Source organism: Halorhabdus sp. BNX81, from assembly GCF_029229925.1.
Taxonomy (GTDB): domain Archaea; phylum Halobacteriota; class Halobacteria; order Halobacteriales; family Haloarculaceae; genus Halorhabdus.
This window is the reverse complement of the sequence record NZ_CP107254.1, coordinates 521,153-535,441: the sequence shown is the minus strand read 5'-3', so window position 1 is coordinate 535,441 and position 14,289 is coordinate 521,153. Positions and strand designations below refer to the sequence as shown.

Here is a 14,289-nt window from a genome sequence, read left to right as displayed (position 1 = left end):
CTCCGACAACTGCAGTATAATGCGAGCCACGCGTCGCTTTGGTGCCAGTTGTGCCACGATCGCCATCCTCCCAGCACTGGCGGTCGTGTTCGCTGCGCCGACGTTACTTTCGGGTGCTGTCCTGCTTTCGGCGTGGCTCCTGACCGAGCAGTACCGCTTTACCCGCCGGCTCGCACGCACGGTCGAGACGACGACAGTCGACCAGATACTCCCCCAGCATCGCGAGTCGGTCAACGCATCGACGACAGTCACGCTCCGCGTCCAGCGAGAGTTCACGGCGCTGGAGATGGAGATCGCGCCCGAAGCCCCGACCGGGGTGCGAGGTGAGCCGGGGAGACACACCGTAGCCCCAACCGACAGCGAAATCACAGCCACGTTCGAGCTTGCCTGGCCGGTCGCCGGGACGTTCACACTCCCTGCACCCACCGTCACGCTCCGGGACCGGCATGGCCGCTTCGAAGAGACGGTTTCGATCGGAGCCACACCCGAACTCGTCGTTGATCCACACGTTCCCCGGAATCTCCGGGTCGGTGCCGGCGGGAGCGAAATCGCCGCAACGTACGGCAGCCGTCGTGCCCGACGCGGCGGGAGTGGTCTCGATCCGGCGGGACTTCGGAAGTACGTCCCCGGCGACCCCTCGAACCGGATCGACTGGAAGGCAACCGCCAGACTCAACGAGACGTACGTTCGGGAGTTCGAGGCCCAGGCCGACCGCGAGACGATGCTGGTCGTCGATCACCGCGCCACGCTTGCCGATGGCGAGGAGGGCCGGACGAAGTTCGAATACTTGCGGACGATACTGGTAGCGATGACCGACGTCGCCGAGCGACTCGACGATCCGATCGGACTCACGACGCTCGACGAGGGCGGAATCACCGCACGGGCCACTCCATCACTCACACGAGATCAGTACGAGTCGATCCGAACCCGACTGTACGAACTCACGCCGTCGGAACGACAGTCCCCAAGCGACCGGAAACACCGAGCCACAAGACAGGCGAACACGGTCGGAGCGGTGCTTGAAGGCGACACAACGACGTATGGAACGACGCTCCGGCCCTATTACGCCTCACGCAAAGCACACGTCGAACGGGTCACTGACGAGCCGCTGTTCGGGGCAGTCAATCAAGTGAGCAACACCGAAGAGACGCGGTTGTTCGTGATCGCGACTGACGACACGCATCGAGAAGAACTGCAAGAGGCCGTGAAACTCGCGGTCCAGCGCGGCAATCAGGTCATGGCCTTTCTGACCCCGAACGCACTGTTCGAAGCGTACGCACTCGCGGAGATGGAAACGACCTACGGGAGATACGTCGCTTTCGAGGAGTTCCGAGGGAAACTCGACCGATACCCACGGACCCAAGCGTTCGAGGTTGTGCCGGGTGATCGGCTCGACGCGACATTGCGTGCCGGCCGCTCACGACGGAGCCAGGAGGTCCCCCATGAGTCATAGCGAAACTCCCGGGGCGACCATTCCCGGGCTTGCCGCAATCCTGGCTACACTCGGCTGGCTCGCTACTGGGCTGGGGCTGGGATCAGGCAGCCCCGTGCTCGCGGTGGCAACGCTCGGTGTTGGAATCCTCCTATGGATGCTCGACGCACGGATCGCGGCGGTTGCACTGACACAAGTCGGTGTCGGAGTCGTCGCTCCGAACGCCCCGCTTGGAATGATTGCAATCATCGAAAGTGGACCAATACTCCTGGTCCTGGCAGTGCTCGCAGAACAGGGACTCTCGATCCACACGATACTCACCGGGACGGGGTTCGGCGTTATCCTCTCGGGCACAACACTGGTGGCGTTCGTCTGGAGCGAGTCGGTACTCGTCGCGGCGGGTGCGCTCTTTGCGGTCGTCGCCACGAGTAGTTACGCCATCCATCGGTACGAGCTCGTTGCGCTGGGGCTCGTCGACGGTGAGACAGGATGAGTATGCACACACCGGAGGACACGGTCGAACCGAGCAGGCAATCTGACGACGGTGGCGAGTCTGACAGAGTTAGTGAGGCCGAACTGGCGGTCTTGCGAGCCGAGAACGACCGGCTCCGTGAACAGTTCCAGCAGGCCAAACGGACCACCTATCGTCGAACCGCCATCGCGTTCGTTGGGATTGGGCTCGTCTCGTTCGGTGGCGCTTTGCTGCTCCCGAATGTGCAGACGGTTCTCGCTGCGTTCGGTGCCACTGGAATCTTCGCGGCAGTCCTGACCCGATTCATCACGCCGGAAACGTTCCACGCGGCCAGCGTCACCGAGCGGATCTTCGACGCGACTGCCGAGAACGGGGCCAGTATCGTCACGGAACTCGGGCTCCAGGAGACACGCCTCTACGTGCCCCTCGGCGAACGGGACACGCGGTTGTACGTCCCGGCTCACCGCCACTATACGATCCCCGACGGACAGGCCCTCCGGTCGGTGTTCGTCGTGACCGGCGACGAACGCGAGCGCGGCGTTTCGCTGCACCCGACTGGGGGACCACTCTACGAGGAGTTCGAAACGATAGCAGCCGAAACAGCGGATCTCGAACAGTTCACGACCCAGCTGGGCGATGCCGTCGTCGAGCAGTTCGGGCTGGCACGACGCGTCGAAGCGACGATCCGCCCGGCGGAAAACGAGGCGCGGTTCGAGATCGCGGGGAGTACGTGTGGTCACGTCGGGGCGTTCGACCAACCAGTCGTCTCGCTGCTTGCAACAGGGCTCACGAGACATCTCGAGGAGCCGGTGCGGATCGAGTTTCCCGACGCTGCCGACGGGATCGTGCGGTGTGTCTGGGGAGACAGAAGCGACCGTCCCGACGCGGTCGACTAATTGCGCTCCGAGGGCCGTTGGAGCCAGGCGGAGCGGGAATCCGACCGGACCCGCAAGATCGCCCAGACGATGGCCGCGAGGGCGACGAGGGCGAACTCGAAGCGGACGGGGCCAGTCAGCTCGAACTGCTGGAAGTGCGCGAGAAAGCTCCGGCCAGTCTCGTATTCCGGCAGTGGAAGAGCCGGCCAGGCCAGGTACGAAAGGTCGCCGTAGACGCCGTCGACAAACGGATAGAGCCCATCCCCGAGGACGTGGGTGACGTGACCCAGCGCGAATCCGATGACGGCCACCAGTTGAGACCGACTGACGGCAAGGCGAAGTGCGATCACCAGCACGCCAACGAGAACCGGCCCGGTCGTGAGCAGCGAGTGGGCCAGCGAACGACCGGCCGGCAACAACGGAACCGTCCAGGCAAGCGGTTTGTCGATGAGGTCGGGAAACTGGGTCCCGATCAGCACGGCCACAACCGGCAGTCCGTACCGACGGTCGCCGGTGATCGTGGCGATCCCGACGTAACACAGATATCCGACGGCTGCGTGTCCCCACGGCCACATTACTATTGAAGCCGGCATCCCGATTGAAAGCTCTTGGTTTTTGCACAGATTTCGAGATGATTTGAATCGCAGCATCTAACCGGTCGCGCCACGCTGGTCCCATCGTGACAACGAGGCGACGGCAACAGTATCTCGTGGGCGTGCTCGCCTGGGCAGTGAGCGTGCTGCTCGTCCTCGTGACGTTGCAGTCACTCTCCTATGAGCTGTACTTCGTCCTCACGCTGATCGGCGTCCTCGTCGTGACTGCACTCACCGCCCCGTTCAATCTCACGCCGCGGTGGCGAACCCGACTCAGGTGGGTGATCCTGCTCGGCCTCGTCGTTTTCACGTATCTCGTGTTCAGACGGGTTCTCGCGGTCCTCCCACAGGGGGTGTTCCGATGAAACGCTTGCGTAACGTCACCGTTCCGGAAGCCGTCGCTTTGGCCCTGACGATCGCCGTTGTCGTTGTGATTCTGTTTGGCGCCGCGACGTCAGCGACAGCCTTCGGCGCGTTCAACTACGGCTGGGATGGGACGGCGGATCTTCGAGCGGTCGCCGATGCAACCACCGACAGTGCCGTCCTCGGGAACACGAGTACGTACGACCGATTGCCGGGGAATGGGACGCTCGCAGTCGTCCTCGGCCCGAGCGAGCCCTACACGTCTGCGGAACTCGAACGGATTGACGCCTTCGTCAGACGTGGCGGAACCCTTCTCGTCAGTGGAGACTTCGGACCCGGCGCGAACGAGTTGCTCGCCGGAATCAAGGCTACGGCCCGGATCGATGGGACCGTACTCCGTGACGAGCGCAATCACGGGCGCTCGCCGGCCTTCCCGCTGGCGACGACCGTCAGTGAGTCGGCCGAGGGCAGAGTCGACGGCGTCGAGGGCGGGATCGATGGTGTCGACGAACTCGCGTTGAACTACCCCTCGTGGGTGGTGATGCCGAACGGCACCGATGGAGCTATCATGGCGGAGACCTCAGCGTACGCCTACGCCGACGAGAACCGGGACGGTGACCTCGACGACGAGGAGTCGATGCGAGCGTATCCGATCCTCACGCGAGAGTCCCTCGAGAACGGGACTGTCCTGACCCTCAGCGATCCAAGCGTGTTCATCAACTCGATGCTCGATCGCGGGGACAACCGGGCGTTCGCACAGGCGCTGTTCAGTGCGAGCGAGCGGGTGCGGTTCGATTACACTCACTCCGGCGAGGTGCCCCCGCTCGTCCAGGCACTCGACGTGATCCGGTCGAGCCCACTCGCACAGTTCTTGTTCGGAACGGCGCTCGTCGGTGGCGTCGTCCTGCTACGCAAGTGTGGACGGGACATCCGCGATCGGTTCGGTCGGCGCTCACCGACGGTCGAGGACATCGAGCTCACCGAATCGGAAATCGTCGACCTCGTTTCGAAGCGACACCCGGACTGGGATCGCGATCGCGTCACCCGGATCGCCACACAGCTCGCTGCGCGGCGATCCGGACACCAAGAACCCGTCGACGACGACCCCTGATCGCCGGAATCAACCTTAGTCGTCGGCCGGCGCGTTGCCGTCGTCGACGAATCCTTGCCTGACCGCGGCGATCGTATCCTTGATCCGGTCCGGGGAGACGGTTTCCGGGGCGAACACCGCCTGTTCGTATAGGGCAGTCACCCGCTGGAAAGTACTCGACTGCTCGGCTGACAGTGTGTCCCTGACAGCACGATAGCGCTCGCGCGGCGTTCGGTCCGGACGCGTGTCCGCGGAAGCGTATTGGCCGACAACCGTGTACAGAGAGACGACGGCTGCGTCGGCCCCATCGCGTTCCAGCACCGTCTCGACGTCCGCTAAGGTCACCGTGGTCGGTGCCGGTGACTGTGTGGTCTCCGTCCCGGATTGATCGGACTGTGGCGCTGGTTCCGCCCGTGTTGGCGAACGCCGACGCCAGAAATACCCGGCGACGAGCAAGCTCGCGACGGAAACGACGCCAGCACCCACGACGATCGGATTCAAGAGGCGACCCCACGGTAGTCCGGCTAGCCCGCCGCCCGAATCATTCGGCCCCGCAGCCCCTTCCTGTCCGTTCAGTCCCCGCGGTGTCCGCTCACCGATAGCGCTCGCCTGCGATGGTCCCAGGTTCGTGGTCGGTTGGTCGTAGACGGCGGTGACGGTCACTGCGTCCCCGATCGCTACACCGTTCCCGTCGGTCGAGGCGGCGAACCAACCTGACGCGTTGGTTCGGACGGTCTCGACCACTACTCCGTCGACGCTGAGATCCAGGGGTTGGTCCGGGACCGAACCACCGTCGACAGTCGTCAGTCTGCCCTGAACGCGAATCACGCTGCCGTTGGCCGTATCGAGAGACAGCGTCGTCGGCGTCGGTTCGACGACGACCCTCCGAGTCGCGCTCACCTCGGAGAGTGCCTGTCCGGCCGCCCCAGCGTGGGCGGTGAGTTCTATCGTCCCGTTTTGGACGGTTGCCGGGAGTCCCACAGTGGACTGAAACGTCCCGGATTCGGTCGTTCGGCCGGTTGCAAGTGTCGTTCCGTCCAGCGTGATCTCGACTGGCACGCCACCGGCGGGGCGATCACTCACGGTGACATCGACGGCGACTGCTCGCGACTCGTCGTACGCGATCCGGTCGAAGACGGCAGCGAATGTAATCCGTGGCTCGATCGAGGAGATATCGGCGGAGATCGACGTGGTAGCGGGGAGATACACCGAGGCGTCGTCGGGGGTGGCAGTGACCGTGAGGTTCCGGACGCCAGTTTCGAGGTCGGTCGGACGATGGGTGAGTCGGAAACTCCCATTTGCCGCCGTGGTCGTCTGGGAGCCGGGACCGGGGGCAGCCAGCGCGACCGCGGTGTCACCGACGGCTGTGCCGTTGGCCGCCACGTAGCGCCCCGTAATTACGAGTGGCTCGTCGTAGGACGCTGTCGGCGAAACCGACGTGATTCGAAGCTCCGTCCGGACCAGGGAGAGATCTACCACCCGTTGGGCGTCTGCTACCGTCCGGTTTGTTGTGTCCAAAACAGCCTGCCGTCCGTCGTCGAGTGAAGCCCCAGTGGCATTCGATAATGCGTCGTATCGCCCAACGAGAGTCCGGCCGGTCTCGTTGATTGCTGTGGCCAGTCGTGCGAGTCGCTTTGCGAGTCGACGGGCCCGCTCAATCTCACCCGCCTCTCTGGCAGCCTGATACGCCGCGGACAACCGTTCGAACTCGCTGACTTGCGCAGTATACTGTTTTTGGGTCTGGTGAGTCTCGTTGAACGTCCTCGCGACCTGATCGTCCTGGCGGGAATCGGTGTCACCCGCAACGTTGACGTACCGGTCCAGGTCGTCACCGAACCCCTCGCCTAGCACCGAACTCGCCAGCTGGTAGTTGCCCTGACTCAAATTGATCGCGCTGCCTTCGAGCCGTCCCGCCATCGATCCGGCGAGCCAGCGTTTGACTGCAGACGGGGACCCGTCCCCGGACACGTTCGTCGGGTTTCTGTGATGGTCGGTCCGATTCTCGCTGGTGCCGTTTTCCGCCTCCCCGGCGGGTGATTGCTGTACGATCGTCCCGAACGACGGGGATTGCTCCGCGACCGGCTGGGCCGCCGTGACATCCCCGGTAGCTGCCGCCCCGACAGTGATAGCCATCCCACTGACACCAATGATGAGACAGCAGACAACGGCAATCCACCGGGCGTGTGCAGTCACACTCGAATACACTGGTTCTGACACCCTGTTTGTTTCGCCCGTTCGGTCAGCGATGTACGCGCCACGCCGGATGGCAAACATATTACTGTCATCTCAACAGAACTGTAGACAATGAGTGACGCGGAGGCAGTATATGATGCGCTGCGTGAGGAAATCGGGACTGTCCTGGTCGGGAACGAAGAGATCGTCGAGCGGCTCACCATCTCGTTGCTGACGCGTGGTCACGTGCTACTCGAAGGGGTCCCGGGCGTGGCCAAAACGACCATCGCGAATCTGTTTGCGGAAGCCAGCGGATTGACGTACAAACGCATCCAGATGACGCCGGACATCCTCCCGGCGGACATCACGGGGACACGGATCTATCGCGAACCGACCGGCGAGTTCGAACTCCAGCGGGGGCCGATCTTCGGGAACATCGTCGTCGCCGACGAGATCAACCGGGCGACGCCGAAGGCACAGTCCGCACTGCTCGAGGCCATGCAGGAGAGCCACGTGACGATCGACGGCGACACCCTCTCCCTGCCGGATCCGTTCATGGTGATTGCGACCCAGAACCCCATCGAGATGGAAGGGACGTTCGAACTCCCGGAAGCCCAGCGCGATCGCTTCCAGTTTAAATTGCTCGTGGATATACCCGATCAGCACAACGAGCGAAAGTTGCTCGATCGCTTCGATGCGAACCCGCTGCTCGATGCAGACCGTATCCAGCAGGTCATCAGCGAGGAACGTATCCGTTCGCTCCGTGAGCAAGTGACCGAGCAGTACGTCGACGACACCGTCAAGGCGTACATTCTCGGCATCGTCGAAGCCACCCGGTCCTCACCCGACATCGACATCGGGGCGTCACCACGAGCCACGCTTACACTAATGGACGCCGGGAAGGCTCGCGCAGCGATTCACGGCCGGGGGTACGTCCTCCCCGACGACATCAAGCAACTCGCCAAGCCGGTCTTGCGCCATCGTTTGATCCGCAGCACGGACGCCGAGTTGACCGATCGAAGCATCGATGCAGTGATCGATTCGCTTCTGGAGTCAGTGCCGGTGACGGACGTAGCGGAGCCGGATGACACGGCCCAACACCGGCAGGACAACGAAGTCGAGCCCTCGTCGAAAAGCTAGTCAACAGGTTTTCGACGGGCCGGGCGGACGGACGATCGTGATCGGATCCGGTGCCGAATTACTGTAGATCCGATCGTTCACCTGCAGGAACGTCGAGAGTCGGGATGGATCGATCACGACCGGTTGTTGGGGAAACACCTGTGCGCCGGTCGTTGTCCAGGAGGACTGGACGACTGTCGGGCAGTCTGGCGGGGGCCCGCCCGTGATCCAGTCGAAGACCGGTGTGACGCGGCGGACCGCCGCGTTCGCGCCCGATGAGTGGGGCGTGAAGTACCGGGAGACACGCGAGATGTGATCGTCGCTGGCCCACTCCGGCAGCGACGAGACGCTGAATGTCGCGGCATCGAACTCCCCGGCGGTCGTGACGCCCTTGTACGGGAGATACTCTAAACCACCGAACGCGACCGGGATGGAAAGCGCCATACAGCCGACGACCCCGACGACCATTACCGTCGTCAACACCTGTCGCCACGACGGGGACGATACGCTCACAGCCGCACGACGCAGGAGTGTCCCGGTCCCGACCGCAGTGAAGACGGCTATCGGCAGATGAAGGAACGTCTGGACACGATACGCGGTGTTGTAGTATTCGGGGGTGAGCGCCGCCGTAAAGGACATCCCCGCGATGGCGAACCCGGCACCGAGCAGTGCCAACAGCGCGACCCATTCCGGGGCCGAGCGGTCGCCCAGGGGGACCGCCCAGGCCGCGATCGTCAGTGGAACCAGCAGGGGGGCCACCAGCAAGACGACTGTCTCGGGCGTCGTCCCCATACCCGGAAACACGGGCTGGACAGCGTTGACAGCCGCGATCACAACGAAGCTCGCGAAGGCCCCGGAGAGCAACAATCGCTGTGTCCGGCTTCCGAGACGGGCAAAGCGTGCCAGCACCAGGCCGACGAGAAGCAGCCAGGCGAGTAACAGTCCGGGGGCATAGCTGACCCGCTGTGACTGGATAACGGTTGCCGGCGTGAACGCGGGGATGCCCCACGAATAGCCGACGAAGTAGCCCAGAAAGACGACGGCAATCAGGCTCCCGACGCCGAGATTGCGAGCGCTGAGTCGACGAACAACGACGAACAGGACGAGGACGAACAGCGCGACCACGCTATCGAGATTGTGCAACGGCGGCAAACTCAGGAGGAGCATCCCGAGAACGAGATACCAACGGCGGTTTGCAGTCTGGACCGACCGAGCCAGGACGAGTGCAGCGAGCGGGACGACCAGGAGCCCGATCGTCTGTTCGTCGACGGGCATCGACCGGTGGAGATAGACGCCATCGACCGCGAGCAGGACGCCGGCGAGCAAGCCGGCTAGCCGGCGTTCCGAAAGCGACCAGGCGAATCGGCCGGTCAGTCGATGCGCGAAGACAGCCCCGACGAGAGAGGGCACTGCCCCGACGATGGCGATCATCGGCTGTGAGAGATATCTGGCCGGGTGGCCGACGACCGTCTCCCAGAGAGCGAGCATCGCCGTGAAATGAACGCTATCAGCAGGGAGTCCATCTATCGGCAGGGAACCAGTACTGATCGTCTCCCTGACGAGGCCAGCGTAGACAATGCCGTCGGGGTTGAACGGGAGCGGCGACCGGTACAACGGCCCCATCCGAAGGGCAACCGCGACGCTGAACACGGCGAAAAGCCCGAGGACATACTGGACTTTCGAGGGACGGGCGAGCGCCCCGGTGACGGTTGCGTCGGCCGGCGAGCCACCATCGGGACCAGTCATCGACCGTCCCCTCCCGTCCGCTCGCCAGTGAGTGCCCTCGCCGGGGGTGCCCTGAGGAGTGTCGCCGTGGCGAGGACCGCACCGAAAACCACGAGACTGAGAACAATTGCCATGCCCATGACAACGACCCAGGGGACAAACAGCGGCCGGATCGAAACGCCGAACACCGTCAGCACGTCGGTCCAGGTGAGCCCCGTGAGGACGAGATAGGCCAGCGGAAACGCCACTCCCAGCGCGGCCGTGCCGATCACGACGGCGTCACGGACCACGAGCGTGAAAACCTGTCGCGGCGTCGCCCCGGTCGCCCGGTAGATGCCGATCGTCCGCCGTCGGGCATGAATGCCCCGGGAGAAGATCGCCGTTAGCCCACCGACAGTCATGAGTGCACCCAGGCTGACGATCGCGCCGACGAGAAGCGTGAGATTCCCAAATAACAGCGACACGGCGCGTGAAAACGGCGTACTCCCCTGTTGGCCGTGAGTTGCAAGCGCGGCCACGAGTCGCTCGTCACCCGTTACGACCATCGACCGGCGGGCGAGTACAGCCCCCGCCTCGTCGGTGACTGTGACGGCGTATTCGCCCGGCGGCTGTCGTGATAGCTGTGCCGAGACCGTCGTCGTGGCCCCGGGATCGAGCGTAACCGCGCGCTGGTGGCTTGTTGTCGGCCCCCGGATCGTCAGCGTCGTCGAGAGTGTCCGATTCCAGGGGTTTTCGAGCCGGACGCTGGCAGTCGGTTGAGTCCGGAAGCCGGGCGATTCGGGTTCGATCGAGAGAGCAGCCAGAAGTGGGTCCTCGCCCCCCGATCGGTCGCTACGTCCCGTGACGGGTTCGGTCACCTCTCGGCTCCCGGCGGTCACAGAAAGGTGAGTCCCGCCGGGCGGAACCGTGATCCGGGCGACGCCAGCCGAATCCGTTCGAACGGTTCGGTTCCCCAGTGTCACGGTCGCATTGGCAACCGGCTCACCGGTTGCAGTGGCGACTTCGACCCGTGGTGTGCTCCCGACGCGGACCTGCTCGGGGAACCAGACCCGAAGTGCGTCCGGTTTTTGGACCGTGATCGACTGGTTCGTGGATCCGACGACAAGCGACCACGAACCGGGTCGTCCGATCGACAACGTCACCGATCGTTCCGTTCGACCACCCGGCGGGACGGACAGAGTGACGTTCCGGGACGCGTTCGCCACCCGGATCGTGATCGACCGCGTTGCGTTCGTCCGGCCGAGGTTGATCGCGGTGATGCTCGTCCGGAAGTCCCGGCCCTGAACGACGGTCCCCGGCGTGGAGACGTCGACGACTTCGATCCCGCTGCCGGTTACGTCCGGCAGCCGGGAGGCCCGGACGACGTGGACCTGGCGTGGCCCGCGTGTGCTGAGGGTGCGTCCGGTCGACAGCGAAACCAGCAGTTGGCTCCCGTAGAACCCCGGCGCATCGAAGACCCCGACGATCGTCGTTCGGGTAAACGCCGACCGCGTGCTGCCACCCAGCAGGACGGTGTCGCCGACCGAGAGATTTCGCCGCGCGGCGATGGCCGCACCGACGACCGCTTCGTCCGACGACCGCGGGGCGCGACCGGTCACCAGCGACGCGTCCGAGACAGTTGCGAACGACGAGAAATTGACGCCACGCATCAGCGTCGGTTTCCCATCGGCGATCGAGAACAGCAAGATCTCCGGACTCGCAGCGATGCCCCGGCCCTCAAGGACGGTCGCAAACGATTCCGGAACCTCGCTTGCGACGGGATGACTGGAACCCGGCTCGGCGATCGTCGCGGCTTCGGAATCGACCATCGGGGCCATGGCCGTGCCCGCCGAAACGAGGACGATCAGCAGTGTCAGAAAGACGGTGATCGTCGCGATCGTCGGGATCACCGCCCGAAAGCCCAGCAACGTCGGACGGAGCCAGCCCGGCAGTCGGTCACGAACCCCGCGACCAGTAGTGGGGGCATCGCCACCTGACGAGCGGATTTGAACGGGCGCCAGTCGGCTGACCGGTCGAGACGCGAGATACCCGGCCAGTGCACCCGTTAGCAAGACGCCCCCGTACAGGGGAACCAACACGTGCAGTACCGGCCAGGAAAGCGAGAGGTTCAACGAGACGGGGACCCCAAGAAAGACGGAGACGTTGACCGCAACGCGAGCGGCGATGAGCCCGACCGCATAGCCGATCGTGATCCCGACAAGCGTCACGATCGTGGCCCGGGCCGTAAACAGCGCGCGGACCGCCCGCGGGGTTCCGCCCGTTGCCCGGACGACCCGGATCGTCTTCGCCCGGTCCCGGACGCTCATGCGAGTGACGCTGAAGACGATCACGCCCACCAGGCCGGCGACGCCGGCGACGATGACGCCGAACAGCGAGAGGGCGTCCCGCGTCCCACTGACGAAAAAGTGTGCGGCCCCGCGTAGCGGGATCGATCCGCCACGGACGCCCGTCCGCTCGACGGCGTTGGCACCGGTCTCGACCACGACAGCGCCGTCGGTAGTGAACTGTTCGACGAGGGTGCTCTCGGCGAGGTACCAGCTGTCGGGGATCATCCCGATGCTCGGCCTCCCCGAGATTTGGATCTGTTTCACGGTCGTTCCCCGGACTTCGACGGTCCGTGGACCGTTCGTGAGGGCGCTCGCGAGACCGGCATCCGGCGTCGCCGCGGTGATCGTCTCGTTGGCCCCCGGTGGAACACCCAGGACAGTCACGTTCGTGCCGTCGATCGGTACCGTCGCGATCGGAAACACCGCGTCACTCCCGGCAGTTCGGGCCGCCGACTCGATCGACTGATACCCGGTCACGTAGCCCGTCGTGTCGAAGTCGGCAGCGATCGTCCCCAACTGGTCGGTCGCACTCACGAGGAGCAACGCGCTCCCGGTCAGAAACGCGATCGAGACGCCGATGACAACCATCGACAGCCGATCGCGGCGCGAATACCGCGCCAGCAACTGGCGTCTGTGACTCATCACTCCAGACCCGGTTTCTCCTCGCCCGTCTCGAGTCGATGGAGCGTGCCTTCGGCAAGTCGATAGACACGCTCGAAACGGGAAGTGATTCGTCGGTCATGACTCACAGTCAACAACGTCGTCCCCGCGAGTTCCTGGGCCTCGAACAGCAGCGCGATGACGCGATCGGTCGTTTCCGGGTCGAGTTGCCCGGTGGGTTCGTCGGCGATGACGATCCCGGGCTTGTTGGCGACCGCACGGGCGATCGCGACCCGCTGTTTTTCGCCACCCGACAGCGTAGCGGGATACTGATCGCCGATCCCGCCGATCTCCAGGCGCTCGAAGATCGTCTCCAGCCATGCAGGATCGTGTCCGCCCCCGTGACTTTGTGGGAGACGGGCGTTCTCACGGGCGGTCAGGTCGGGGACCAGTTGGAAATCCTGATACACCATCCCGAGTCGGTCCCGCCGGAAGAGCGCTCGCTCCCGTCTCGAAAGGTCCCGTACGTCGACGCCGTCGATGTGGAGTTCACCCGACGAACAATCGGACAACAGGCCGAATACCTCGAACAGCGTCGACTTCCCGCTCCCGCTTTTTCCCTGTATGAGAACCGTCTCGCCATCTCGAACAGTCAACGAGAGCCCAGCGATCACGTCACTACTCCCGCGTCTCACCCGCAGATCCGTCGCGGCCAAGACGGTTCCAGACACAGTCCATACTCCGTCCCGCTCCAATATCAATTGTATGGAAAGATCGGTCACGACCAGCCCGGAAGGCGAAAGCGGTGTGGCTGTGGGGTATGACGAGTGGGCGGGTGCTGAAGCTGACGGCGATCCCAGCCCACCGGACCCAATATAAATCATTATATAATTGGATATTGTTCTTCAAACATATTATTTTGGAGTCAGAACCGAATATGAAGATGTAATGAGTATATCATCCAAAAATCGATTGCATTATCGGAATCAATAATAACGGCAGAGGGCTTTTATCCGTAGTTCGGCGACCTGTGACTGACGAATGGTCGAAATCCTGGGCGAGATATTCAGTTCGTATATGGATATTCACACGTTTCAGCTCGGCGTCCTTCTCGGACTGCTCGTGGTTTTCGCCTACAGGGACGACAAGCGAATCGCGTACGGGCTGTTATTTTTCGGCGTGTATTTCGCGTTCGGAAACGCCGCACACATCGGCTGGGGCGGGATTAGCCGAAAGCCGTGGTACTTTCTGACTGGGGTCTACATGACGACTGTCCTTGGGTTGGGTGTCCAGTCGGTGGCTGGCTCCCTCCTGAATCGGTTCAGACGATCGAATCGTTCGGCAAAGAGGAACGGCGTACGTCGGAATCGGTTCTGACCGGTTGTCAGTCGGCCCGAAAGTCGTGTCCCCGAGCCATTGCGGTCCCCCCAGGCACGCGTCATAGGCCACCCATCTGCTCAGTGAAAGCAGGGCCGGGCCGTGAGTTCCCCGATACGTGAGCATATCAGCATCCAGAGAATA

The 14,289-nt window shown here is 63.6% G+C and carries 12 protein-coding genes; 7 read left to right on the top strand and 5 right to left on the bottom strand.

The window, feature by feature from the left end; all coding sequences use genetic code 11:
• Positions 1-19: 19 nt before the first annotated feature.
• From HBNXHr_RS02600 to HBNXHr_RS02590, 3 genes are read left to right on the top strand one after another with little or no spacing between them, the layout of a single operon-like run.
• On the top strand, positions 20-1,453 hold the full coding sequence (locus tag HBNXHr_RS02600; RefSeq protein ID WP_275883055.1) for a DUF58 domain-containing protein: 1,434 nt from the start codon (positions 20-22) through the stop codon (positions 1,451-1,453).
• Entirely contained in the window at positions 1,443-1,925 is a 483-nt protein-coding gene (locus HBNXHr_RS02595; protein ID WP_275883054.1) for a hypothetical protein, read from the top strand. The genes HBNXHr_RS02600 and HBNXHr_RS02595 overlap by 11 nt, the downstream gene beginning before the upstream one ends.
• Positions 1,922-2,800 (top strand): hypothetical protein, encoded by an 879-nt coding sequence (locus HBNXHr_RS02590; RefSeq protein WP_275883053.1) that lies wholly within the window; start codon positions 1,922-1,924, stop codon positions 2,798-2,800. Before HBNXHr_RS02595 ends, HBNXHr_RS02590 begins: the two co-directional genes overlap by 4 nt.
• On the opposite strand, the gene HBNXHr_RS02585 is transcribed toward HBNXHr_RS02590, so the two are convergent.
• Positions 2,797-3,354 carry a metal-dependent hydrolase gene (locus HBNXHr_RS02585; protein ID WP_275739191.1) on the bottom strand — a complete coding sequence of 186 codons (558 nt, stop codon included), beginning with the start codon at positions 3,352-3,354 and terminating at the stop codon, positions 2,797-2,799. The genes HBNXHr_RS02590 and HBNXHr_RS02585 overlap by 4 nt on opposite strands.
• 104 nt (positions 3,355-3,458) lie before the next feature.
• On the opposite strand from HBNXHr_RS02585, the gene HBNXHr_RS02580 reads away from it, so the two are divergent.
• Together HBNXHr_RS02580 and HBNXHr_RS02575 are read left to right on the top strand one after the other, a co-directional pair.
• Positions 3,459-3,737, top strand: a complete 279-nt coding sequence (locus HBNXHr_RS02580) for a hypothetical protein (RefSeq protein WP_275883052.1) — start codon at positions 3,459-3,461, stop codon at positions 3,735-3,737.
• Positions 3,734-4,846, top strand: a complete 1,113-nt coding sequence (locus tag HBNXHr_RS02575) for a DUF4350 domain-containing protein (protein ID WP_275883051.1) — start codon at positions 3,734-3,736, stop codon at positions 4,844-4,846. Before HBNXHr_RS02580 ends, HBNXHr_RS02575 begins: the two co-directional genes overlap by 4 nt.
• A 15-nt stretch (positions 4,847-4,861) precedes the next feature.
• Here the strand turns inward: HBNXHr_RS02575 and HBNXHr_RS02570 are convergent, their stop codons facing one another.
• On the bottom strand, positions 4,862-6,958 hold the full coding sequence (locus HBNXHr_RS02570) for a hypothetical protein (protein ID WP_275883050.1): 2,097 nt from the start codon (positions 6,956-6,958) through the stop codon (positions 4,862-4,864).
• A gap of 171 nt (positions 6,959-7,129) precedes the next feature.
• Here HBNXHr_RS02570 and HBNXHr_RS02565 point away from each other — a divergent pair, with 171 nt between their 5' ends.
• Positions 7,130-8,137 (top strand): MoxR family ATPase, encoded by a 1,008-nt coding sequence (locus tag HBNXHr_RS02565; protein WP_275883049.1) that lies wholly within the window; start codon positions 7,130-7,132, stop codon positions 8,135-8,137.
• Here HBNXHr_RS02565 and HBNXHr_RS02560 read toward each other — a convergent pair whose 3' ends face one another.
• Genes HBNXHr_RS02560 through HBNXHr_RS02550 form a run of 3 tightly spaced genes read right to left on the bottom strand, consistent with a single transcriptional unit; the run spans position 8,138 to position 13,499 of the window.
• Entirely contained in the window at positions 8,138-9,862 is a 1,725-nt protein-coding gene (locus HBNXHr_RS02560; protein WP_275883048.1) for a hypothetical protein, read from the bottom strand.
• Entirely contained in the window at positions 9,859-12,810 is a 2,952-nt protein-coding gene (locus HBNXHr_RS02555; protein WP_275883047.1) for an FtsX-like permease family protein, read from the bottom strand. The genes HBNXHr_RS02560 and HBNXHr_RS02555 overlap by 4 nt, the downstream gene beginning before the upstream one ends.
• Positions 12,810-13,499, bottom strand: a complete 690-nt coding sequence (locus HBNXHr_RS02550) for an ABC transporter ATP-binding protein (RefSeq protein ID WP_275883046.1) — start codon at positions 13,497-13,499, stop codon at positions 12,810-12,812. Before HBNXHr_RS02550 ends, HBNXHr_RS02555 begins: the two co-directional genes overlap by 1 nt.
• 310 nt (positions 13,500-13,809) lie before the next feature.
• Between HBNXHr_RS02550 and HBNXHr_RS02545 the strand changes: the two genes are divergently transcribed.
• Entirely contained in the window at positions 13,810-14,145 is a 336-nt protein-coding gene (locus HBNXHr_RS02545) for a hypothetical protein (protein ID WP_275739177.1), read from the top strand.
• The last annotated feature ends 144 nt before the right edge of the window (positions 14,146-14,289 follow it).

What these genes read in the sequence shown, in the direction of transcription:
- HBNXHr_RS02600 (WP_275883055.1), top strand. Translation starts at nt 20, where the DNA reads ATGCGAGCCACGCGTCGCTTTGGTGCCAGTTGTGCCACGATCGCCATC.
- HBNXHr_RS02595 (WP_275883054.1), top strand. Translation starts at nt 1,443, where the DNA reads ATGAGTCATAGCGAAACTCCCGGGGCGACCATTCCCGGGCTTGCCGCA.
- HBNXHr_RS02590 (WP_275883053.1), top strand. Translation starts at nt 1,922, where the DNA reads ATGAGTATGCACACACCGGAGGACACGGTCGAACCGAGCAGGCAATCT.
- HBNXHr_RS02585 (WP_275739191.1), bottom strand. Translation starts at nt 3,354, where the DNA reads ATGTGGCCGTGGGGACACGCAGCCGTCGGATATCTGTGTTACGTCGGG.
- HBNXHr_RS02575 (WP_275883051.1), top strand. Translation starts at nt 3,734, where the DNA reads ATGAAACGCTTGCGTAACGTCACCGTTCCGGAAGCCGTCGCTTTGGCC.
- HBNXHr_RS02570 (WP_275883050.1), bottom strand. Translation starts at nt 6,958, where the DNA reads ATGGCTATCACTGTCGGGGCGGCAGCTACCGGGGATGTCACGGCGGCC.
- HBNXHr_RS02565 (WP_275883049.1), top strand. Translation starts at nt 7,130, where the DNA reads ATGAGTGACGCGGAGGCAGTATATGATGCGCTGCGTGAGGAAATCGGG.
- HBNXHr_RS02560 (WP_275883048.1), bottom strand. Translation starts at nt 9,862, where the DNA reads ATGACTGGTCCCGATGGTGGCTCGCCGGCCGACGCAACCGTCACCGGG.
- HBNXHr_RS02555 (WP_275883047.1), bottom strand. Translation starts at nt 12,810, where the DNA reads ATGAGTCACAGACGCCAGTTGCTGGCGCGGTATTCGCGCCGCGATCGG.
- HBNXHr_RS02545 (WP_275739177.1), top strand. Translation starts at nt 13,810, where the DNA reads ATGGTCGAAATCCTGGGCGAGATATTCAGTTCGTATATGGATATTCAC.